The 21,406-nt window shown below is 67.0% G+C and carries 18 protein-coding genes; 8 read left to right on the forward strand and 10 right to left on the reverse strand.

Annotation, left to right across the window (positions count from 1 at the left end; all coding sequences use genetic code 11):
• Positions 1-61: 61 nt before the first annotated feature.
• From HG262_RS28610 to HG262_RS28620, 3 genes are all read right to left on the reverse strand, one after another.
• Positions 62-1,069, reverse strand: a complete 1,008-nt coding sequence (locus tag HG262_RS28610) for an ABC transporter substrate-binding protein (protein WP_169274223.1) — start codon at positions 1,067-1,069, stop codon at positions 62-64.
• 222 nt (positions 1,070-1,291) lie between these two features.
• Positions 1,292-3,061: an acyl-CoA dehydrogenase gene (locus tag HG262_RS28615; RefSeq protein ID WP_169274224.1), complete on the reverse strand. Its 1,770-nt coding sequence runs from the start codon at positions 3,059-3,061 to the stop codon at positions 1,292-1,294.
• 36 nt (positions 3,062-3,097) lie between these two features.
• Entirely contained in the window at positions 3,098-4,780 is a 1,683-nt protein-coding gene (locus tag HG262_RS28620; protein ID WP_169274238.1) for an acyl-CoA synthetase, read from the reverse strand.
• Positions 4,781-4,953: 173 nt separating this feature from the next.
• Between HG262_RS28620 and HG262_RS28625 the strand changes: the two genes are divergently transcribed.
• Positions 4,954-5,664, forward strand: coding sequence for a Crp/Fnr family transcriptional regulator (locus HG262_RS28625; protein WP_169274225.1), 711 nt, complete (start codon positions 4,954-4,956; stop codon positions 5,662-5,664).
• Here the strand turns inward: HG262_RS28625 and HG262_RS28630 are convergent.
• A complete protein-coding gene (locus tag HG262_RS28630) occupies positions 5,661-6,374 on the reverse strand; it encodes an amino acid racemase (protein ID WP_169274226.1) in 714 nt (237 codons plus the stop codon). The two genes, HG262_RS28625 and HG262_RS28630, sit on opposite strands and share 4 nt — an antisense overlap.
• Positions 6,371-6,829: a MarR family transcriptional regulator gene (locus HG262_RS28635; protein WP_169274227.1), complete on the reverse strand. Its 459-nt coding sequence runs from the start codon at positions 6,827-6,829 to the stop codon at positions 6,371-6,373. The genes HG262_RS28630 and HG262_RS28635 overlap by 4 nt, the downstream gene beginning before the upstream one ends.
• A gap of 232 nt (positions 6,830-7,061) precedes the next feature.
• Between HG262_RS28635 and HG262_RS28640 the strand changes: the two genes are divergently transcribed.
• Together HG262_RS28640 and aceE are read left to right on the forward strand one after the other, a co-directional pair.
• Positions 7,062-9,347, forward strand: a complete 2,286-nt coding sequence (locus tag HG262_RS28640; RefSeq protein ID WP_169274228.1) for a nitric-oxide reductase large subunit — start codon at positions 7,062-7,064, stop codon at positions 9,345-9,347.
• Positions 9,348-9,550: 203 nt separating this feature from the next.
• A complete protein-coding gene (gene aceE, locus HG262_RS28645) occupies positions 9,551-12,214 on the forward strand; it encodes a pyruvate dehydrogenase (acetyl-transferring), homodimeric type (protein ID WP_169274229.1) in 2,664 nt (887 codons plus the stop codon).
• A gap of 26 nt (positions 12,215-12,240) precedes the next feature.
• Here the strand turns inward: aceE and HG262_RS28650 are convergent, their stop codons facing one another.
• Positions 12,241-12,864 carry a LysE family translocator gene (locus HG262_RS28650; RefSeq protein ID WP_169274230.1) on the reverse strand — a complete coding sequence of 208 codons (624 nt, stop codon included), beginning with the start codon at positions 12,862-12,864 and terminating at the stop codon, positions 12,241-12,243.
• Between the two features lie 159 nt (positions 12,865-13,023).
• Between HG262_RS28650 and gorA the strand changes: the two genes are divergently transcribed.
• Positions 13,024-14,382 carry a glutathione-disulfide reductase gene (gene gorA, locus HG262_RS28655; RefSeq protein ID WP_169274231.1) on the forward strand — a complete coding sequence of 453 codons (1,359 nt, stop codon included), beginning with the start codon at positions 13,024-13,026 and terminating at the stop codon, positions 14,380-14,382.
• A gap of 18 nt (positions 14,383-14,400) precedes the next feature.
• Here the strand turns inward: gorA and HG262_RS28660 are convergent, their stop codons facing one another.
• Positions 14,401-15,225 (reverse strand): DUF72 domain-containing protein, encoded by an 825-nt coding sequence (locus HG262_RS28660; RefSeq protein WP_169274232.1) that lies wholly within the window; start codon positions 15,223-15,225, stop codon positions 14,401-14,403.
• Between the two features lie 471 nt (positions 15,226-15,696).
• On the opposite strand from HG262_RS28660, the gene HG262_RS28665 reads away from it, so the two are divergent.
• Together HG262_RS28665 and HG262_RS28670 are read left to right on the forward strand one after the other, a co-directional pair.
• Complete coding sequence (locus tag HG262_RS28665) at positions 15,697-16,329, forward strand: LysE family translocator (RefSeq protein ID WP_169274233.1); 633 nt, start codon at positions 15,697-15,699, stop codon at positions 16,327-16,329.
• On the forward strand, positions 16,329-16,625 hold the full coding sequence (locus tag HG262_RS28670; protein WP_169274234.1) for a hypothetical protein: 297 nt from the start codon (positions 16,329-16,331) through the stop codon (positions 16,623-16,625). Before HG262_RS28665 ends, HG262_RS28670 begins: the two co-directional genes overlap by 1 nt.
• A gap of 56 nt (positions 16,626-16,681) precedes the next feature.
• Here the strand turns inward: HG262_RS28670 and HG262_RS28675 are convergent, their stop codons facing one another.
• Entirely contained in the window at positions 16,682-18,172 is a 1,491-nt protein-coding gene (locus HG262_RS28675) for a PLP-dependent aminotransferase family protein (RefSeq protein WP_169274235.1), read from the reverse strand.
• A gap of 124 nt (positions 18,173-18,296) precedes the next feature.
• On the opposite strand from HG262_RS28675, the gene HG262_RS28680 reads away from it, so the two are divergent.
• The gene (locus HG262_RS28680) at positions 18,297-19,025 is read left to right on the forward strand and encodes a GNAT family protein (protein WP_169274236.1); all 729 of its coding nucleotides are present in this window, start codon (positions 18,297-18,299) and stop codon (positions 19,023-19,025) included.
• Entirely contained in the window at positions 19,016-19,900 is an 885-nt protein-coding gene (locus tag HG262_RS28685; RefSeq protein WP_169274237.1) for a DMT family transporter, read from the forward strand. The genes HG262_RS28680 and HG262_RS28685 overlap by 10 nt, the downstream gene beginning before the upstream one ends.
• Before the next feature lie 87 nt (positions 19,901-19,987).
• Here HG262_RS28685 and HG262_RS28690 read toward each other — a convergent pair whose 3' ends face one another.
• Together HG262_RS28690 and HG262_RS28695 are read right to left on the reverse strand one after the other, a co-directional pair.
• The gene (locus HG262_RS28690) at positions 19,988-20,935 is read right to left on the reverse strand and encodes a DMT family transporter (RefSeq protein WP_348984434.1); all 948 of its coding nucleotides are present in this window, start codon (positions 20,933-20,935) and stop codon (positions 19,988-19,990) included.
• Complete coding sequence (locus HG262_RS28695; protein ID WP_006226863.1) at positions 20,932-21,267, reverse strand: thioredoxin family protein; 336 nt, start codon at positions 21,265-21,267, stop codon at positions 20,932-20,934. The genes HG262_RS28690 and HG262_RS28695 overlap by 4 nt, the downstream gene beginning before the upstream one ends.
• Positions 21,268-21,406 lie beyond the last annotated feature (139 nt).

The raw sequence follows: 21,406 nt of genomic DNA on the forward strand, positions 1-21,406 counted from the left end.
TGTCCGGGCGGCGGGCCGACGCGCCCGGCGGCGGGGGCCACGATCGCTTGAGCGGCCTGGCTCATGGTTTGGCGGCCTTGTCGTAGTAGCGGGTGTCGAACAGCTGCTTCACGTCGACCGGCGGCGCTTCGACCGTGCCGAGCGTGGCCTGGAACGTCTGCAGTTCGGCCGTGGCGTCGACGATGGCGTGCGGGTCGGCCACGAACTGGTCGTGCGAGCTGCGGATGGCTTTTTCCACCAGGGCGCGGTCCAGCCGGCCGCCGCCCACGTATTTCTGCACGTAGCCCGCGGCTTTGGCGGGATCGTTTTTCAACAGGGCGGTGGCCGACAGGTGCGCGTCCACCAACTGCTGCACGGTGTCGGGGTGTTCGGCGATCAGCTTTTCACGCACCAGAAGGACGGCGCCAGGCTGCTTGGGGAACAGCTGCGACCCGCGGGCGACCACGCGGGATTCCGGCACGCGCGTCAGCACGGTGGTGACGGTGGGCTCCAGGATGGCCGCGCCGTCGATGGCGCCGGTCAGGAGCGACTGCTGGATCTGGGCTTCGCCCTGGTAGATCAATTCGACGCTGGCCGGGTCGGCCTTGATCTGGTTGCGCAGCCAATACTGCAACGCGGCTTCGGGCACGGCGCCCTTCGGGTAGCTGGCCAGCACGGGTTTGCGGCCGTGGTCCTTGGCAAAGCGGGCAAACGCCGTGGCGGGGTCGCCGGAGGCGAAGTAGGGGGCCAGGGCGCCAAGCGCCACCACATTGACCTGTTCGACGATGTTGGAGGCGACGACCTTGATGTCCGCGCCCTTGGCGCGCGCAACCAGCGCCGGCCCGATGCCGACATAGGCGGCGTCCAGCTGGCCGGCGATCAGCGCCTGGGTCAATGCCGGGCCACTCTGAAATTGCACCAGCTTCGGTGTCGGCGAGCCCTTGGCCTGCAAGGAGCCTTCTTCCAGGCCGATGAACAACTGGGCATCGGGCAGGATGGGCAGGTAGCCGATTTCCAGCGCCGGCGGCGCGGCCAGGGCGGGGGCGGAGGCGGCGGAAAGCAGGGTGACGGCCAGAAGCTTGCGGAACATGGGGAATCCTGTGAATCGCGCCTTGATGCGGCTGGCGCCTTGCCTACGGGCAAAGGGATTTCCGGTGTCCGTTTAATGATTTTAAATATGTTTATTCAGGTTCTTTATTCATTTTGGTTATATGCTTAATGGGGCCGCAGGAAACGGGTAAGCGCCGCGCGCCAATGGAAAAGACCGCGAAATCGCGGTCTTCCGGTACAGCGCCCGCCAAGCCAGGGCAGGTCAGGGCTGGATGTCGTAGTCCTTGGAACCCAGCACCACGGCAGCCAGGCCCGGGGCCTGGGTCAGCTTGTGCAGCGCATAGCACTGCACCGTGGCGATCTTGGCCCGGTAAAACTCGGGGTCTTCCTGCTGGCGGTCCAGGCTGACGAGCAGTGCGCGCGCCATCTGCCAGCCGGCCAGCGTGGTGCCCGCCAGCAGCAGGTAGGGCACCGCCGAACCGAACACGGCATTCGGCGCGCTGGCGGCATTGGCCAGCACGAAGTCCACCACGTTGGCCAGCGCCAGCCGGGCCTGCCGCAGCGGCTTGAGCACCAGGTTGGCGGCGGGCTCGCTGCGCGATTCCAGCTCCGTTTCCGTCTGGCGGACGGCTTCCAGCAGCGCCTGGGCCACGGCGCCGCCATCGCGCAGGGTCTTGCGGCCGACCAGGTCATTGGCCTGGATGGCGGTCGTGCCTTCATAGATGGTCAGGATGCGGGCGTCGCGGTAGTACTGGGCGGCGCCGGTTTCCTCGATGAAGCCCATGCCGCCATGCACCTGCACGCCCAGGCTGGCCACGTCGATGGACATCTCGGTGCACCAGCCCTTGACGATCGGGACCAGGAATTCCTGGATGGCCAGATGGCGTCGGCGCGCGTCGGCGTCAGGGTTGGCGTGCGCCTGGTCGGCATGGCCGGCGGTGACATAAGCCAGCGCGCGGCCGGCTTCCGTCAGGGCGCGCATGGTGCCCAGCATGCGGCGTACGTCGGGATGCTGGATGATGGCCACGGCCTCGCGCGAGGACCCGTCCACCGGGCGGCTCTGCACGCGCTCGGCGGCATAGGCCAGCGCGTGCTGGTAGGCGCGGTCGGCGACGGCGATGCCTTGCACGCCCACGGCATAGCGGGCGGCGTTCATCATGATGAACATGGCGTCCAGCCCGCGGTTTTCCTGGCCGACCAGGTAGCCCAGCGCGCCGCCCTCATCGCCGAACTGCAAGGTGGCGGTGGGGCTGGCCTTGATGCCCAGCTTGTGTTCGATGGACACGCAGGTGACGTCGTTGCGCGCGCCCAGCGAGCCGTCTTCGTTCACCAGGAACTTGGGCACCAGGAAGAGTGAAATGCCCTTGACGCCTTCGGGCGCGTCGGGCAACCGGGCCAGCACCAGGTGCAGGATGTTCTCGGTCAGGTCGTGGTCGCCGTAGGTGATGAAGATCTTGGTGCCCGACAGGCGGTAGGTGCCGTCGCCCACCGGCTGCGCGCGCGTGCGGATCATGGCCAGGTCGGAACCGGCCTGCGGCTCGGTCAGGTTCATCGTGCCGGTCCATTGGCCCGAGATCATGGGGCCGATGAAGCGTTCTTTCAGTTCAGGCGAACCGGCCGTCAGCAGCGCCTCGATGGCGCCGTTGGTCAGCAGCGGGCACAAGGCGAACGACAGGTTGGCGGCGTTCAGCATTTCAGAGCACGGCGAACCGATCAGGCCGGGCAGGCCCTGGCCGCCATATTCCACGGGATGCGACATGCCTTGCCAGCCGGCCTCCGTGTATTGGCGGAAGGCCTGCTTGAAACCGGGCGACGTGGTGACGGTGCCGTCGCGCCAAGCGCTGGGTTCGCGGTCGGCGGGGTGGTTCAGCGGGGCCAGCACGTCGGCGGCGAAGTGCGCGGATTCTTCCAGCACTGCCTGAGCGGTGTCTGGCGTGGCCTCCTCGAAACCGGGCAGGGCGGCGACTTGCGGCAGTCCGGCCAGCTGGTTCAACACGAACAGCATGTCTTTCACGGGGGCTTGGTACGTCATGGCGTCGGAGCTCCTGGAGTCAGGTGGGGCGGGCGTTCAGCCGGCCCGATCGGGTTTGGGGGCGGGATTGGAATCGGATTTGGAATCGGGATCGGCCACGTCGATGGCACGGGTTGCACCCACCGCGGCGCGCAGTTCGAATTTCTGGATCTTGCCGGTGGAGGTCTTGGGCAATTCGCCGAAGCGCACGGCGCGTGGCACCTTGAAGCCCGGCAGCAGCAGCTTGCAGTGCGCGATGATCTCTTCGGCGGTGGCGGTGCAGCCGGCCTTGAGTTCGACGAAGGCACACGGCGTTTCCCCCCATTTGGGGTCCGGCATGGCCACCACCGCCACGGCCGCGACGGCGGGGTGGCGGTACAGCGCGTCTTCGACTTCGATGCTGGAGATGTTCTCGCCGCCCGAAATGATGATGTCCTTGCTGCGGTCCTTGATGCGGACGTAGCCGTCGGCGGTCATCACGCCCAGGTCGCCGGTATGGAACCAGCCGCCCGCGAACGCCTCTTCGGTGGCGTGCTCGTTCTTCAGGTAGCCCTTCATGCAGATGTTGCCGCGGAACATGATCTCGCCCACGGTCTGCTCGTCGGCGGGCACCTCTTGCATCGTGTCGGGGTCGCGCACCGAAATGCCCGCCTGCAAGTGGTAGCGCACGCCCTGGCGGGCGGTCAGCAGCGCGCGGCGCTCGTCGTCCAGCGCGTCCCAGGATTCCTGGCGGGCGCAGACGGCGGCCGGCCCGTAGACTTCCGTCAGTCCGTACACGTGGGTCAGTTCGAAGCCGATGTCGCGCATCTTGGCGATGACGGCCGGCGCGGGCGCGGCGCCCGCCACCATGGTGCGCACCGTGTGCGTGATGCCGGCGCGCATGTCGGCCGGCGCATTGGCCAGCGCGCTTTGCACGATAGGTGCGCCGCAATAGTGGGTGACGCCTTCGTCGCGGATCAGGTCGAATACGGTCTTGGGATCGAATTTGCGCAGGCATACGTTCACGCCGGCGCGCGCGGCGACGGTCCACGGGAAGCACCAGCCGTTGCAGTGGAACATCGGCAGTGTCCACAGATAGACGGCATGCTTGGGCATGTCCCATTCAAGGATGTTGCTGACCGCGTTCATGTACGCGCCGCGGTAGTGGTAGACCACGCCCTTGGGGTCGCCCGTGGTGCCGGACGTGTAATTCAGCGCGATGGCGTCCCATTCGTCGGCGGGCGGCAGCCAGTCGTAGCGGGCGTCGGCGTCGGCCAGGAAGGCTTCGTAGTCGGTGGCGCCCGGCAGCGTGGCGGGCGCGCTGTCCAGGTCGTGCACGGACACGATCTTCAGGTGCGGGAATTCGGCCCGGGCGCGCTGGGCGACGTTGCCGTACTCGGTGTCGACGATCAGGGCGCGGGCTTCGCCGTGGCCCAGCATGAACAGCACGCTAGGCGTGTCCAGCCGGGTGTTCAGGGTGTTCAGCACGGCGCCCAGCATGGGCACGCCGAAGTGCGCTTCGACCATGGCCGGGATGTTGGGCAGCATCACCGCGACGGTGTCGCCGCGGCGGATGCCGGCCTGCGCCAGCGCGTTCGCCAGCCGTTGGGCCCGTTCATAGGTCTGCGCCCAGGTGCGGCGCACCTTGCCGTGCACCACGGCCAGCCGGTGACCATAGACTTCCGCCGCCCGGGCGATGAAATCCACGGGGGTCAAGGCTTCGTAGTTGGCGTGGCGGCGCGCCAGGCCATGATCGAACATGCTGCTGCTCATGCTTGTCTCCGGGCGGGGCGCAGTCGCCCCTTATCTATTTTCGGGAACCTTGATTCCCGTCGCTTGCGTGAGCTTAGGGCGCGCCGGAAAATACTGTCTGTCGCCTGCATGACAGACCGCCGGCCGACCCTGCACATTCCAAGTTTTACACGGTTCTGCCCATGTCCGACGTTTCAAACATTGTTTCCGCCACGGAACTGTCCCGGCTGTTCCAGGCGTGCGCCTGGTTCGGTTCGCTGGACGCCCGGCATCAGGACCTGGTGCTGGCGACCTCGCGCGCCGAACACGTGGCCAGCGGCGCGTGGATCGCGCGGCGCAACGCGCCGTCGGACTATTGGCTGGGCGTGCATGCCGGCCTTTTGAAGCTGGCGATCTACAACGAGTCGGGACGCAGCTGCACGTTTTCGGGCGTGCCCCCAGGCGGGTGGTTCGGCGAAGGCAGCGTCATCAAGCGCGAGCTGCGCAAGTACGACGTGGTGGCGATCCAGCCGTCGCTGGTGATGTCGGTCCCGGCGGCGACGTTCCACGCGCTGCTGTCGGCCAGCCTGCCGTTTTCGCACTTTGTCATCGGCCAGTTGAATGACCGGATGGGCGAGTTCATCGCCTCCATCCAGAACCATCGTTTGTTGGATGCCGATGCGCGCGTGGCGCAGTCCCTGGCCCAGTTGTTCAACCCGCAGCTGTATCCGTCCACGGACTTGACGCTGGCGATATCGCAGGAAGAACTGGGCTATCTGACCGGCTTGTCGCGCCAGCGGGTCAACCAGGCATTGCAGGCGCTGGCCGACCTGGGGATTCTTGCGTTGGCGTACAACCAAATCAAAGTGCTTAGCCTGGACCGCCTGAGGCAGTACGGGCTGGACCAGATCTAGGCTGCCTGGCAGGGCGCCAGGGCGTGCGTCAGGGCGGCGCGCGCCAGGATACGGGTGGAATCCAGCGTGGGCAGGACCGAATTGCCGTCGTTGAGCACCAGCGGAAGTTCGGTGCAGCCCAACACCACGGCGTCGCACCCGGCGTCTTGCAGCGCCGCGATAATGCGGGCAAGCCGCGCTACGGATTCGGGCTTGAACACGCCGTAGACCAGTTCATCCATGATGATGCGGGCAAGCGCGGTCCGGTCTTCCTGGCTGGGGCGCACGGCCTCCAGCCCCTGGGCGTCCAGCTTGTCGGGGTAGACCTCGCTGTCGACCAGCCAGCGCGTGCCCAGGATGCCGACGCGCCGGTAGCCGCGGGCCGCGGCCTGCGCGGCGACCGCTTCGGCGATGTGCAGCCAGGGTAGCGGCGACTGCGGCAGCACATGCGCCAGCGCCTGGTGGATGGTGTTGTCCGGGCAGATCAGGAAGTCCGCGCCCGCGCGCGCCAGCTTGTCCGCCGACGACCGCATCAGTGCGCCCACGCCAGGCAGATCGCCCTGGTCCAGGCAGGCCACGTAGTCCGCCAGCGAATGCGTGTGCAGCGAGATTTCGGGGTGCGCGTGTGGCCCCATGCGTTGCGCGCCTTCGGCGCACAGCGTGCGATAGCACAGCGCCGCGCCCTCGGCAGAGCAGGCGACGATGCCGATGTGCAGCGGTTTTCCGTTCATTCGGAAGGCTCCTTGTTCAAGGCGCGCACGTGGCGGGCGATGTGGCGGAAATGCTCGGCCATCGCCGTCTGTTGCGCGGCTGGCAATTGCGACAGGAAGAGCTCGTCGATGGCGGGCCCGTACACCTTCCACATCTGGAGCCGCAGGGCGCGCCCCTTGGGCGTCAGCCGGGCATAGGTGGCGCGGCGGTCTTCGTCCGACCGGAACCGCTCCACCAGGCCCGCGGCTTCGATGCGGTCCATCAGGCGCGTCAGGTTGTAGCGCGCGATCACCATGCGTTCCGCCATTTCAAACATGCGCGCCGTGCCGTCGGGCGCGCGTTCCAACGCCCACAGTGCGTCGTACCACGCCAGCGGCGGCAGGTCGGCGGCGGACAGCCGCTTTTCGATTTCCTCCACCACCAGCGCATGCGCGGTCAGGAAGAGGCTCCACGCGTCGGGCTTGCCCGTGGCCATGCGGTCGGTTCCTTTTAAGTGAAAGACAGGGTTGCAGCGGGCGATTGTAGAAGGCGGGGCCCGGTGTGTCAGGGTAGAAAGCACCCGTTGCTAGTGATTTATACCCTTTCGCGCCCGGGTCAAAACTACCGCGTGGATGTCAAGCGATTGATTTGACTCCCTTTTTTTCTGGCACGGAATTCGCATAGGAGGACACACCCCACTCACCGCAACACTGGAGGGCGTTCCCATCATGGGCCCGTATCGGAAATTATGGTTCACCTTGATCGCCGTGGTGGCGATCACCTTCGCACTGCTTGGCTTCTATGGCGGCGAGGTCTATCGGCAGGCGCCCCCGATCCCCGGCACGGTCGCCACCGCCGACGGCACGCGCCTGTTCGGCCGCGACGACATCCTGGATGGCCAGACCGCTTGGCAATCCGTGGGGGGCATGCAACTGGGCTCCATCTGGGGGCATGGCGCGTACCAGGCGCCGGATTGGACGGCCGACTGGCTGCACCGCGAGTTGACTGCCTGGCTGGATCTGGCCGCGCGCGATGAGCATGGCCAGGCCTATGCGCAATTGGCCCCGCCCGCGCAGGCGGCCCTGCGCGAAGCGCTGAAGGCCGAATACCGGTCCAACCGCAGCGACGCCGTGTCCGACACGCTGACCGTCAGCCCGCGCCGGGCGCGCGCCATCGCGCAGACCGCCGCCTACTACGACCAGCTGTTTTCCGACGCGCCGGCGTTGCACACGAGCCGCGAAAGCTTCGCGATGAAGGAAAACACCTTGCCCGACGCGGCACGCCGGACCCAGCTGACCAGGTTCTTCTTCTGGACGGCCTGGGCGGCGGCGACCGAGCGGGAAGGAAAGTCCGTCACGTACACCAACAACTGGCCGCACGAGCCGTTGATAGCCAACCAGCCCAGCGCCGAAAACGTCATGTGGTCCATCATCAGCGTCGTGGTGCTGCTGGCGGGCATCGGCCTGCTTGTGTGGGCCTGGGCGTTCCTGCGTGGCAAAGAGGAAGACGAGCCGAAGGCCCCCGAGCGCGATCCGCTGACCGCGTATGCGCTGACCCCGTCGCAGCGCGCCCTGGGCAAGTACCTGTTCCTGGTGGTGGCGCTGTTCGGCTTCCAGGTGCTGCTGGGCGGATTCACGGCGCACTACACGGTCGAAGGCCAGAAGTTCTACGGTATCGACATGTCGCAGTGGTTCCCGTATTCGCTGGTGCGCACGTGGCATATCCAGAGTGCCTTGTTCTGGATCGCCACCGGCTTCCTGGCGGTGGGCCTGTTCCTGGCGCCGCTGATCAATGGCGGGCGCGACCCGAAGTTCCAGAAGGCGGGCGTCGACATCCTCTTCTGGGCGCTGGTGCTGGTGGTGGTCGGGTCGTTCACCGGCAACTATCTGGCGATCGCGCAGATCATGCCGCCCGACCTGAATTTCTGGCTGGGCCATCAGGGCTACGAATACGTGGATCTGGGCCGGCTGTGGCAGATCGGCAAGTTCGCGGGCATCTGCTTCTGGCTGGTGCTGATGCTGCGCGGCATCGTGCCGGCCTTGCGCAAGCCGGGCGGCGACAAGAACCTGCTGGCGCTGCTGACCGCCTCGGTCGGTGCCATCGGGCTGTTCTACGGCGCCGGATTTTTCTACGGCGAACGGACGCACCTGACGGTGATGGAGTACTGGCGCTGGTGGATCGTTCACCTGTGGGTCGAGGGTTTCTTCGAGGTATTCGCGACTACGGCGCTGGCGTTCATCTTTTCGACGCTGGGCCTGGTGTCGCGCCGCATGGCGACGACGGCCAGCCTGGCCTCGGCGTCGCTGTTCATGCTGGGCGGCATTCCGGGCACGTTCCATCACCTGTATTTCGCGGGGACCACCACGCCCGTGATGGCGGTGGGCGCCAGCTTCTCGGCGCTGGAAGTGGTGCCGCTGATCGTGCTGGGCCACGAGGCCTGGGAAAACTGGCGCTTGAAGACGCGCGCCCCGTGGATGGCCGATTTGAAATGGCCGTTGATGTGCTTTGTGGCCGTGGCGTTCTGGAACATGCTTGGCGCGGGCGTATTCGGCTTCATGATCAACCCGCCGATCTCGCTTTACTACATCCAGGGCTTGAACACGACGCCCGTGCATGCGCACGCAGCGCTCTTCGGCGTCTATGGCTTTCTGGCGCTGGGGTTCACGTTGCTGGTGCTGCGCTATATCCGCCCGCAATTCGCGCTTAGCCCCGGCTTGATGAAACTGGCATTCTGGGGCTTGAACATCGGCCTGGCGCTGATGATCTTCACCAGCTTGCTGCCGATCGGCTTGATCCAGTTCCATGCCAGCGTCAGCGAAGGGTTGTGGTTCGCCCGCAGCGAAGCCTTCATGCAGCAAGACCTGCTGAAGTCGCTGCGCTGGGGGCGGACGTTCGGAGACGTGGTGTTCCTGCTGGGCGCGCTGGCGATGGTGCTGCAGGTGATCCTGGGGCTGCTGAGCGCCCGGCCCGCGCTGGCCGAGCCGCGCCTGCGGGCCGGGGTAGCGCGGGGGTAGCGCGGCGGCCGCGGCTTTGCGCCAGCGCAACGTCGCGGCAAGCGGCCCCTCTTGGGGGGGGCACGAAATAGTTGCACTTGCAATTGTTAAAAAACCTCCCTACGATTGCAATTGCACATTATGCAATTGCAATTCACGATGTGAAATGGCGGCGCCGGCTATCCCGACCCAGGCGTCGCCCACGCACCCAAAGGAGGACGCCCATGGACACCCCGATCGACCCGATCGACGCCGACCCGCAGGAAACCCAGGAATGGCTGGAGGCCATGCAGGCCGTGCTGGCCCACGAAGGCCTGCCGCGCACGCACTATCTGCTGGACCAGTTGATCAACCAGGACCGCGCGGCCAACGGCCGTTATGCGGCGCCGGGCGCGACGCCCTACGTGAATTCCATCGCACCCTCGGCGCAAGCGCCGTTTCCGGGCGACGTGGGCATCGAACTGCGGCTGGACGCCTACTTGCGCTGGAATGCCATGGCCATGGTGCTGCGGGCGGGCAAGACCTCGGGCGTGGGTGGCCACATCGCCACCTATGCGTCGGCCACGACGCTGTACGAAACGGGCTATCGCCACTTTTTCCGCGCGGCCACGCCCGCGTTCCTGGGCGACATGCTGTACATCCAGGGGCATTCGGCCCCGGGGATCTATGCGCGCGCCTACCTGGAAGGCCGCATCTCGGAAGCCGAGCTTGACCGCTTCCGGCGCGAGATCGGCGGAGGCGGGCTGGCGTCGTATCCGCACCCGCGCACCATGCCGTCCTTCTGGCAGTTCCCGACGGTGTCGATGGGCCTGGGGCCCTTGATGGCGGCCTACCAGGCGCGCTACATGCGGTACCTGGAAGACCGCGAACTGATCCCCGCGCAAGGCCGCAAGGTCTGGGGATTTCTGGGCGACGGTGAACAGGACCAGCCTGAAACGCTGGCCGCGGTGGCGATGGCCGGCCGTGAAAAGCTGGATAACCTGATCTTCGTGGTCAATTGCAATCTGCAGCGGCTGGACGGGCCCGTGCGGGGCAACGCCAAGATCATCCAGGAACTGGAAAGCGTCTACCGCGGCGCCGGCTGGAACGTCATCAAGGTGGTCTGGGGCGCGGGCTGGGATACGCTGCTGGCCCAGGACCACGACGGCCGCCTGCGCCGTCGCATGATGCAGTGCGTGGATGGCGAATACCAGGTGTTCAAGGCGCGTGGCGGCGCCTACGTACGTGAACACTTCTTTGGCGCGGACCCGGTATTGTTGGAGCGCGTGGCGCATCTGTCCGACGACGAGATCGGCGCGCTGAACCGCGGCGGGCACGATCCCGTCAAGGTCTATGCCGCCTACGCGGCGGCGCTGTCGCATCGCGGCCAACCTACCGTCATCCTGGCCAAGACCGTCAAGGGCTACGGCATGGGCGCCGCGGGCGAGGCCGCCAACACCAACCACCAGCAAAAAAAGATGGCCGACCCGGCGGTGCGTGCGTTCCGCGACCGCTTCGGCATTCCCGTGCCGGACGACCAGTTGGAGCAGATTCCCTATATCAAGCCGGCGCCGGGCAGCGCCGAGCAGGCCTATTTCGACGCGGCCATCGCAAGGGCAGGCGGCCATCTTCCGCGTCGTCCCGCCGGCCCCGGGCCGCTGGCCACGCCGCCGCTGGACGCGTTCGCGGCGCATCTGAAAGGCAGCGACGGGCGCGAGTTCTCGACCACGATGGCGTTCGTGCGCGTGCTGGCGCAATTGCTGAAGGACCCGGAGATCGGCCAGCGCGTCGTCCCGATCGTGCCTGACGAGTCGCGCACGTTCGGTATGGACGGCATGTTCCGCCAGGTCGGCATCTATTCGCACGTGGGGCAGCTCTACACGCCGCAGGACGCCGACCAGCTCAGCGTCTACCGCGAAGACCGCAAGGGCCAGATCTTGCAGGAAGGCATCAATGAATCGGGCGCGATGTCTTCGTGGATCGCCGCGGCCACCGCCCACAGCACGCATGGCGTGGCCACCATTCCGTTCTACATCTTCTATTCGATGTTCGGCTTCCAGCGTGTGGGTGACCTGGCCTGGGCGGCCGGCGATATCCGCGCGCGCGGCTTCCTGCTGGGCGCGACGTCGGGGCGGACCACGCTGGAAGGCGAAGGCCTGCAGCACGACGACGGCCATAGCCATGTGCTGGCTTCCGTCATCCCGTCATGTCGCGCCTATGACCCGGCCTATGCGTATGAAATCGCCGTGATCGTGCAGGATGGCATGCGCCGCATGTACCAGGATCAGGAAGACGTCTTCTACTACCTGACCCTGATCAACGAAAAGACTGCGCATCCGGCCATGCCGGCAGGCGTCGAGGCGGACATCCTGAAAGGCATGTATCGCTTGCGCGAAGGGGCGCCCGGCACGTTGCGGGTGCAATTACTGGGCAGCGGCGCGATCCTGCGCGAAACGCTGGCCGCGGCCGACCTGCTGCATCAGGATTTCGGCGTGACAGCCGACGTCTGGAGCGTGACAAGCTATTCGGAACTGGGTCGCGATGGCCAGGAGGCCGAACGTTGGAACCGCCTGCATCCGCTTGCGCAGGCGCGGCGCGGCCATGCCGAGACCGCGTTGGCCGACAGCGTCGGCCCGGTCGTGGCAGCCACCGACTACATGAAGACCGTGCCGGAGCAGATCCGTCCGTTCATGGCGGGCCGCCGATATGTGACGTTGGGCACGGACGGGTTCGGACGGTCGGATACGCGGCAGGCGCTGCGTTCGTTCTTCGGGGTGGACCGCCATCACATCGCGCTGGCGGCGTTGAAGGCACTGGCGGACGAGGGCCTGATCGACCGGGCGAAGGCGGCCGAGGCCATCGCCCGCTATGGCATCGACGCCGAAGCCATTTCTGCCGCCTTGCCTTAAGGGGGGCGCGTGTCGCGCGTCGGGCCTTAAACCCGGCGCGCCAGCATGGCCCAGACGCCGGCGACGGACAGCATGGCGCCGCCACCCAGGTTGAAGCCGCGCTGGGCACCAGGCGATGCCAGCAGGCGGCGGGCGGATCCTGCGAACACCGCATACGCGGCGGCGTTGATACCGGCGCAGGCGACGAACGTTGCCGACAGCATCCACAGCTGGCGCGTCACGTCGCCCGCCGGGTCGATGAACTGGGGCAGGAAGGCGATAAAGAAGATCATGCCCTTGGGGTTCAGCGCTGTTACCAGGTAAGTGTTGGCGAACAGCTTCCAGCGCGAGCCCGCGGCGGTGGCTTCGGGCAACGTGGCCGGGGCCACGCCGGCGCGCAGCATCTTGAACCCGAGGTACAGCAGGTACAACCCGCCCACGCTCTTGACCACCGTGAACCAGAAGGCCGATGCGGCCAGCAACGCGCCCAGGCCCACCAGCGACAGCACCAGGGCGGTGGAATCGCCCAGCGCCACGGCCAGCACCAGCGGCAGGCGCGCGCGCTTGCCGTGCGTGATGGAATAGCTGATGACCGTCAGGATCGTCGGGCCGGGCAACATGACAAGCAGGGCGGATGCGCCCAGGAAGGCCAACCAGGTTTCAAGCGACATGGGATTCGTGCTCCGATCGGATAGGGCTGCCGCGCAGCCATGGCGGTGACTGTAGGCCAATCGTCGAGGTTTGGGAATATCCCGGCGCCGGGTGGTGTTAAATACGGTTTTCCCGGACAGTGAACGCGAGGCCGCAGGGCTTTTCGCGAAGGAAACACCATGGCATTCGATTTTGATCTGTTTGTGATCGGCGCGGGCTCCGGCGGCGTGCGCGCGGCCCGTTTCGCGGCGGGCTTCGGCGCGCGCGTGGCAGTGGCGGAAAGCCGCTACCTGGGCGGCACCTGCGTGAACGTGGGGTGCGTGCCCAAGAAACTGCTGGTCTACGGCGCCCATTACAGCGAGGACTTTGAACAGGCGCACGGCTTCGGCTGGACAGCCGGCAAGCCGTCGTTCGACTGGCCCACCCTGATCGCCAACAAGAACCGCGAAATCGAGCGCCTTAACGGCATTTACCGCAATTTGCTGGTTAATAGCGGCGTCACGCTGCTGGAAGGCCACGCCCGCATCGTCGACCCGCATACGGTCGAGATCAATGGCCAGCGCCACAGCGCCGCCCATATCCTGGTGGCCACCGGCGGCTGGCCGCAGGTGCCGGACATCCCGGGCAAGGAACACGCCATCACCTCGAACGAGGCCTTCTTCCTGAAGGCGCTGCCGCGCCGCGTGCTGGTCGTGGGCGGCGGTTACATCGCCGTGGAATTCGCGTCGATCTTCAACGGCATGGGCGCAGAGACCACCCAGGCCTACCGCGGCCCGCTGTTCCTGCGAGGCTTTGACCAAGCCGTGCGGGAACACCTGCGCGACGAGCTCGTCAAGAAGGGCATCGACCTGCGCTTCAACACGGAAGTCACCCGTATCGACAAGCAGGCCGACGGGACGCTGGCGGCCACCCTGAAGGACGGTTCCGTCGTCGAGACCGACTGCGTGTTCTACGCCACGGGCCGCCGTCCGATGCTGGACAACCTGGGCTTGGAGAACACGGGCGTCAAGTTGAAGAAGGACGGCTTCATCGAAGTGGACGACGAATACCGCACCGCCGAGCCTTCGATTCTGGCCATCGGCGACGTGATTGGGCGCGTGCCGCTGACGCCGGTGGCACTGGCCGAAGGCATGGCGGTGGCCCGCCGCCTGTTCCGCCCCGAGGAATACCGCAAGGTGGATTACCAGCTGATCCCGACCGCCGTGTTCAGCTTGCCGAACATCGGCACGGTGGGCATGACGACGGAAGAGGCGCGCGAGGCCGGCCATGAGGTCAAGCTTTTCGAAAGCCGTTTCCGGCCCATGAAGCTGACCCTGACCGAGTCGCAGGAAAAGACGCTGATGAAGCTGATCGTGGACGCCAAGACGGACCGCGTGCTGGGCGTGCACATGGTGGGCCCCGACGCGGGTGAAATCGTGCAGGGCATCGCGGTGGCGTTGAAAGCGGGCGCGACCAAGCAGGTGTTCGACGACACCATCGGCATCCACCCCACGGCGGCCGAAGAGTTCGTCACGCTGCGCACCCCGGTCGCGCAGTAAGGCGTTGCCGGCGGCGCGCTACAGGCGTTCGATCATGGCGCGCGCCGCCGCCGGCGCGCGTTCTTTCGCGCCATTGATGAAGAACGCATAGACGTCTTGCGGCCGCGCGGCGCCCGAGGGATCGGGCCCGATGCGGCGCAGGTCCGCCGGGTCGGCCCCGCGCGCCCAGGTGCGCAGGCGGTCGGCCCAGGCATCCAGCACCTTGGGCGCATAGCCCGCCTTGAAGGTGGGGCTGGCGCGCATCAGGCGCGCATAGACGAAATCGGCAGTGCGGTCGGCGATGGCCGGGAAGTCTTCGCTGTCGGTGTAGACGGTGGCGGCGCGGTGGCGGCGGGCCAATTCCAGGTATTCGTCGCACGCGAAACTGGCGTGCCGCACGTCCAGCACGTGGCGCAGCTTCAGGCCGTCGACCTTGTCCGGCAACAGTTCCAGGAAGGCGCCGAAGTCCTCGGCGTTGAAGGTCTTGGTGGGGGCGAACTGCCAGACCACGGGGCCCAGCTTGGGTCCCAGTTCGGCAATGCCGCTGTTCACGAAACGCTGGATCGAATCCTTGGCGCCCGCCAGTTCGCGGCGGTTCGTGGCGTAACGCGACGCCTTCAGCGAAAACACGAAGCCATCCGGCGTCTCGTCGCGCCATTTGGCGAACGTGGCCGGCTTCTGGGTGCTGTAGTAGGTGCCGTTGATCTCGATGGCGGTCAACTGGAGGCTGGCATATTCCAGCTCCCGCGCATGAGGCAGGCCTTCGGGATAGAAGGGGCCGCGCCAGGGGGCGTAGGTCCACCCGCCTATGCCGACGCGGATGTTGGGGGGGCTATCCACCACGGACGGGTGACGATGCGGCATGTCCAGGTGCTCCATGCAGTCGGACGAACCTGATCACTGTATCGCCGCGCGCAGGCCGCCGTAAAGCTTGGTGGATCGAATCGGGACGTCATGCGGGGGCGTTTGTCGTATTCGTGATACGGGAATCCGACCCTTTGCGAACTTCAAAGATCTGCCCCCACGCTGCCACGCGTTGCGTGTTTGCTGCCCCCCGAGGGGGCGTTTTTGTCTTGGGGCGGCCCTGCGAGGAAAATGGCCCCCACGCCGCACACGCGCTGCGTGTTTGCTGCCCCCCGAGGGGGCGTTTTTGTCTTGGGGCGGCCCTGCGAGGAAAATGGCCCCCACGCCGCACACGCGTTGCGTGTTTGCTGCCCCCCAAGGGGGCGTTTTTGTCTTGGGACGGCCCTGCGACAAAAAACCTCTGTTCCGGTACAGTTTTGCGATAACGTGTAGGCCTCCGATCCGATTTCGCCCGGCGCCCGCCGGCTCATCATGCCTGACCTGACTCATTTGCTGACGTTCGCCCTGGTTGCGCTGGGCATGGTGCTCACGCCCGGGCCCAACATGATCTACCTGGTGTCCCGCTCTATTTCCCAAGGCCCCCAGGCTGGCCTGATTTCGCTGGGCGGGGTGGCGGTCGGATTCATCTTCTATGTGCTGTGCGCGGCGTTCGGCATCACGGCCTTGCTGCTGACGGTGCCGGTGGCCTATGACGCGCTGCGCATCGGCGGCGCGCTGTACCTGTTGTACATGGCCTGGCAGGCGATCCGGCCGGGCGGCCGTTCGCCGTTCCAGGTGCGCGAACTGCCCAAGAGCAGCCCGCGCACGCTGTTCACGATGGGCCTGGTGACCAACCTGCTGAATCCCAAGATCGCGGTCATGTACGTTTCGCTGTTGCCGCAGTTCATCCAGCCCGACCACGGCAGCGTGTTCACGCAGTCGCTGGCGCTGGGCATGACGCAAGTGGCGGTCAGCCTGTCGGTCAACGCCGTCATCGCCATCATGGCGGGCTCGATCGCCGGTTTCCTGGCGGGGCGTCCCCTGTGGATGGTGGTGCAGCGCTGGCTGATGGGCACGGTGCTGGCCGGCCTTGCCGTGCGCATGATCATGGACACGCGCCGCTGATGGAACAGGACGGCGGCTTCTTCGCATCGCTGGGCGGCATGCTCGGCGAAGCGCTTCGCGGCATCGTCTCGGGCATCAAATGGTTGCTGGGTGGGCTGGGCGGGGCCTTGGGCGACTTCTATTCCGGGCTGGCCGGCGCGATGGGCATGAGCCCGTCGATCTTCAACTTCGTCTTGCTGGTGCTGGGCCTGATGTTTCTGTGGGCGGCGGTCAAGGCCTTGCTGCGCCGCGCCATCATCGGGTTCCTCTTCTGGTTGGTCCTGGCGGTGCTGGTGCTGGGCGGCCTGGTCGACTAGGGCCGCCGCACTGTCAACGCGACAAGGCGCTTGGCAAAGGCCTTGGCCCCTGGCCGTCAGCGCCTGATCTTCATTGCAATATCCCGCAGCCGGCCGACCAGCGCCGGGAACCGCTCGGCCCCGGTGTTTCCATATCCGATCACCAGCCCGTTGTCTTCGGCGCGAGGCGTGATCGCGAACGACGACAGCGCGCCGGGATTCATGCCCAGCTTGCGCGCCTGCTCCACGATCGCCACATCGGAAAACGCCGGCGGCAGCCGCACGGTCAGGTGCAGGCCGCTGTGGCCGCCCAGGACTTCGTGGTCAATCCCCAGATGCGCGGCCAGCGCGTCGCGCAACGCCGCCTGGCGTTCGCGGTACAGCCGCCGCATGCGGCCCAGATGACGGGAGAACTGGCCGTTGTCGATGAACGCGGCCATGGTCAGCTGTTCCAGCCGGTGGCCGCCGCGCAGCATTTCGATGACGGACGGCATGGCTTGCGCCGCGAGGGTTTCAGGCAGCACCAGGAAGCCCAGGCGCAGGGCGGGGAACATGGTCTTGCTGAAGGTGCCCACATACAGCACGGGGGCGTCGGGCAGCAGGCCCTGCATAGCCGCGATGGGGTCGCCCTGGTGGCGGAATTCACTGTCGTAATCGTCTTCGATGATCCACGCGCCCGCGCGGCGTGCCCGCTCCAACAAGTCCAGCCGGCGCGCCACCGACAGCACGGCGCCGGTCGGGTACTGGTGCGACGGCGTCGTCTGTATCAGCCTGGGCGGCTGGGTTTGCCACGCCGCTTCGGGGATCACCATGCCGTCGGCGTCCACGCGCATCGCCACGACGTCCAGGTCGCCGGCATGGAAGGCGGACTTGGCGCCGCGGTAGCCGGGATCTTCCAGCCATGCGGTGTCGCCGGGGTTGGTCAGCAGTTGCACGCACAGCGCCAGCGCGCCTTGCGCGCCTTCGGTGATGACGATGCGCGAGGCGTCGCAGCGCACGCCTCGTGATACGCGCAAGTACTGGGCGATGGCTTCGCGCAGGGCGGGTTCGCCCACGGGGTGGCCGTAGCCCAGCGTGGAGGAGGGGGCGGCCTGCAGCGCGCGGTCCTGCGCGCGGCGCCAGGCGTTTACCGGGAACTGCGTCAGCGCCGGCGTGCCGGGCGTCATGGCCAGCGAGCCGTCGTGCAGGTAGCGCGTGGATACGATGCGCGACAGGCGTTTGGCGGTGAAGGACGATTGGGCTGGCGGCGGCGTGGCCTGCCTGGCCGCGCTGCTGGCCGTTGCCGACAAGGGCGCCACGCGCGTGCCTTGCCGGTCGGCGATGACATAGCCTTCGGCTGTCAACTGTTCGTAGGCTATCAGTACCGTATTGCGCGAGATGTCCAGGTCTTCGGACAGCGCGCGCGAGGACGGCAGTTTGCCGCCGGCAGGCAATTGGCCGGCCAGAATGGCCTGCTTGAGCCGCTGGATCAGTTGGCGCTGACGGGGCAGCGCGCCGGGGCCGCGCGCCAGCGGACTGGACAGCAGGGCGGCGTCCGCGAGGTTGCCGGGGGAGGGATGCGGGTTCATGGCCCTATTAAATTCAAGGATCGTGGTGCTTTTTATGATGCCACGATTCCGATATCGTGAGGCCATGCGTGTTGCGTCCGCCACCGCCCGGCGACGCGCGCTAACCAGGATGAGGTTCCGTCGCATGCAACCCCGCGTCAATGCTTTCCAACAACCCGTCGGTCCCGACGTTCCCGGCTGGGCGCCGCGCGCGCGTCCGCCCCTGACGCCCGCCATCGGCCGCTATTGCCGGCTGGAGCCCCTGTCCGCCGAGCGTCACGCCGCGGACCTGTATCAGGCGTTCAGCCAGGCGCCGGACGACAGCGACTGGACCTACATGGGCGTCGGCCCGTTTGCCGACGAAGCCGCCTACCGGGCCTTCGCCGAGTCCGCGCAGGCAGGCAACGACCCCTTGCATCACGCCATCATCGACCTGGAAACGGGGCGCGCCATCGGCACGCTGGCGCTGATGCGCATCGACCCGGCCAATGGCGTGATCGAAGTGGGCTTCGTGTCGTTCTCGCGCCAACTCAAGCGCACCCGCATCGCGACCGAGGCGCAGTTCCTGCTGATGCGACGCGCGTTCGACGAACTGGGCTATCGCCGCTATGAATGGAAGTGCGACAGCCTGAATGCGCCGTCGCGCAAGGCGGCCGCGCGACTGGGATTCCAGTTCGAAGGCATCTTCCGCCAAGCCACGGTCTACAAGGGCCGCAGCCGCGACACGGCATGGTTTTCGATCATTGACAGCGAATGGCCGGCCCTGCGCGCCGCCTACGAGCGCTGGCTGGATCCCGCGAACTTCGACGCCGAAGGCAACCAGCGCACGGGACTGGCCGAGCTGGCCGCCCGGGAAAAGGCCGCGTGCGCCTGATTCCGATAGCGCTTGCGCTGTTCTGGGGGCTGAACTGGCCGGCGGTGAAGATCATTTTGTCGATCTTCCCGCCGTTCACGCTGCGCGTCATGGGCCTGGGCAGCGGCGCCCTGCTGCTGTTGCTGCTGGCGCGCGCCAAGCGGGTGGACCTGCTGCCGCCGCGCGCCTCGTGGCCGGGCATCGTCGTGGGCGGCCTGTTGGCCGTGGCGGTATTCAACCTGGCGGTGGCGTGGGCGCAGCTCAGCACCAGCACGTCGCGCGCCGCCGTGCTGACTTTCACGATGCCGATGATGTCGGCGGTGCTGGCGTGGGCGGTGCTGGGCGAACGCCCGGACCGGCGCCGCGCGGTGGCGCTGGCACTGGGGGCGCTGGGCGTGGCGGTCCTGGCGTGGCCGGTGCTGCGCGCCGTCTTCGCGGACCACGACATCGCCGCGACGAAAGGCCTGGCCTTTCCGTTGATCGCCGCCTTCGGCTGGGCCGCCGGCACGGTCTACCTGAAACGCTGGCCCGTGGCCGGCGACCGGATCGTGGTGACGGCCTGGCAGTTGGGGGTGGGCGCGGCTTGCGCGTTGACGGGCATGTTGATCGCGGGCGAGTCGTTTCCGACGCAAGGCTGGAATGCGCGGGTGGCCGGCGCGCTGGCGTTCCACATCATCCTGGGCACGGCGGTGGCCTATTGGCTGTGGTTTGTGCTGAGCGAAAAGGTCAGCGCCACGGTCGCGGCGTTGACGACCCTGATGGTGCCTGTCGTCGGGGTGCTGGGCGCGATGGCGCTGGTGGGCGACCGGCCGGCCGCGGCGGATTGGTGGGGATTCGCCTTCGTCTTGGCGGGCGCGGCGCTGATCGTGTTGAACCTGGGCAAGGCGCGAGGCTGACGGCCGGGCGGGTGAGGTGCGGCGGCAGGCAGGGTGAAGCGCGAGTCACGGGCCTTCAGCGTACCGCCGCATCATGCGGCAAGCCGGCTAGGCGCGCCGCCTGCGAAGCAGGTTCCTGATGACCTCGCCGCCGCTGACGAGCGTGATGCCCGACAGTACCAGCGCTGCGCCGACGACAAAGCCGGGATCCAGCGGTTCGTCCAGGATCAGCACGCCGAAGCTCACGCCGAACAGCGGCGTCATGAAGGACAGGATCGATAGCCGCGACGCCAGATAGCGGCGCAACAGCCAGAACCAGGCCAGATAACTGGACAGCGCCACCACCACGGATTGGAAGGCCACGCTAAGCACGGCTGCTTGCGTGTAGCGGATGGCGCCTTGATCCGTGGCGGCGGCGTACGCCAGCAGCCCGACGGCGGCCACGCCCATCTGATAGAGCAGCGTCTTGGAGGGGGCGGCCTCCGAGAGCGAGGTCTTGCGGATGGCGACCGTGGTGGCGCCCCACAGCAAACCCGCGGCAAGGCCCATGGCGTCGCCCAGCAGCATGTTGGCGGCGCCTGCCTGCGCGGTATGCGACGGTTTGCCCAGGAAGGCCACCGCGATGCCGCCGAACGCGATCGCCACGCCCAGCCATTGCAGCGGCTGCATGCGTTCTTCGGGCAGCAGCCAATGCAGGCCCAGCGCGGCGAAGATGGGGGCGGTGTACAGGAACACCGACATGTGCGAGGCCGTGGTGTAGAGCAGGCCCTGCGCCACGAACAGGAATTCGCTCGCAAACAGCAGGCCGACGATCAGGCCGGGAAGGGCGGTGCCGTCGCGCAAGGCGCGCAGGCCTTCGGCCCGCCACACCACCACTGCCAGCACCAGCGCCGCGAACGTCGAGCGCAGACCGATCTGCATGATGGGCGCGATGTCGCCGGCCACCAGCTTGATGGCGATCTGCTGGAAACCCCAGCACACGCACAGCGCCAGCATGCCGCTGGTCGCCAGCGCGTCCAGCGGCAAGCGCTGGGGCTTGGCGGCGGGCGCATTCACGGCAGTTCGGCGGGGTAGCTGTCCAGCGCCAGGCCGATCTGTTGGCGCAGGTCCCATTCGGCCAGGGTGGACTGCACCGGCCCGAAGAAGGCGCCGTCGCGCGTGACGAACATGGCGGGCAGGTGAAAGACCTCGTAGCGTTCGACCAGGCCGCGGTTGTCGCCGGCATCTACCCAACACACGCGTTCGACGGGCAATTCCAGCGCGGGTAGCTGTTCGCGCGCAATGCGGCAGGTGCCGCAGGTGCGGCTGTGGAAGACCAGCAGCGTCAGGCCGGGCGCATCCAGCAGGAAGCGGTCGGCGGTGCTGTCATTGAGTTCAATCTGTTCCATGGGCGGCAGGGGAGCGTGTCGTGGGCGCCAGACGAACCCGGCGCAAGGCGTCCATTATGGCAGCGCGGCGCCCGCGGGCCGGGGATACCCGCGGGCGCCGAATGGGTGTGCCGATCCGAATGGGCGTGCCGATTCAGGC

This window comes from Achromobacter sp. Bel (assembly GCF_012928505.1).
Taxonomy (GTDB): domain Bacteria; phylum Pseudomonadota; class Gammaproteobacteria; order Burkholderiales; family Burkholderiaceae_B; genus Achromobacter.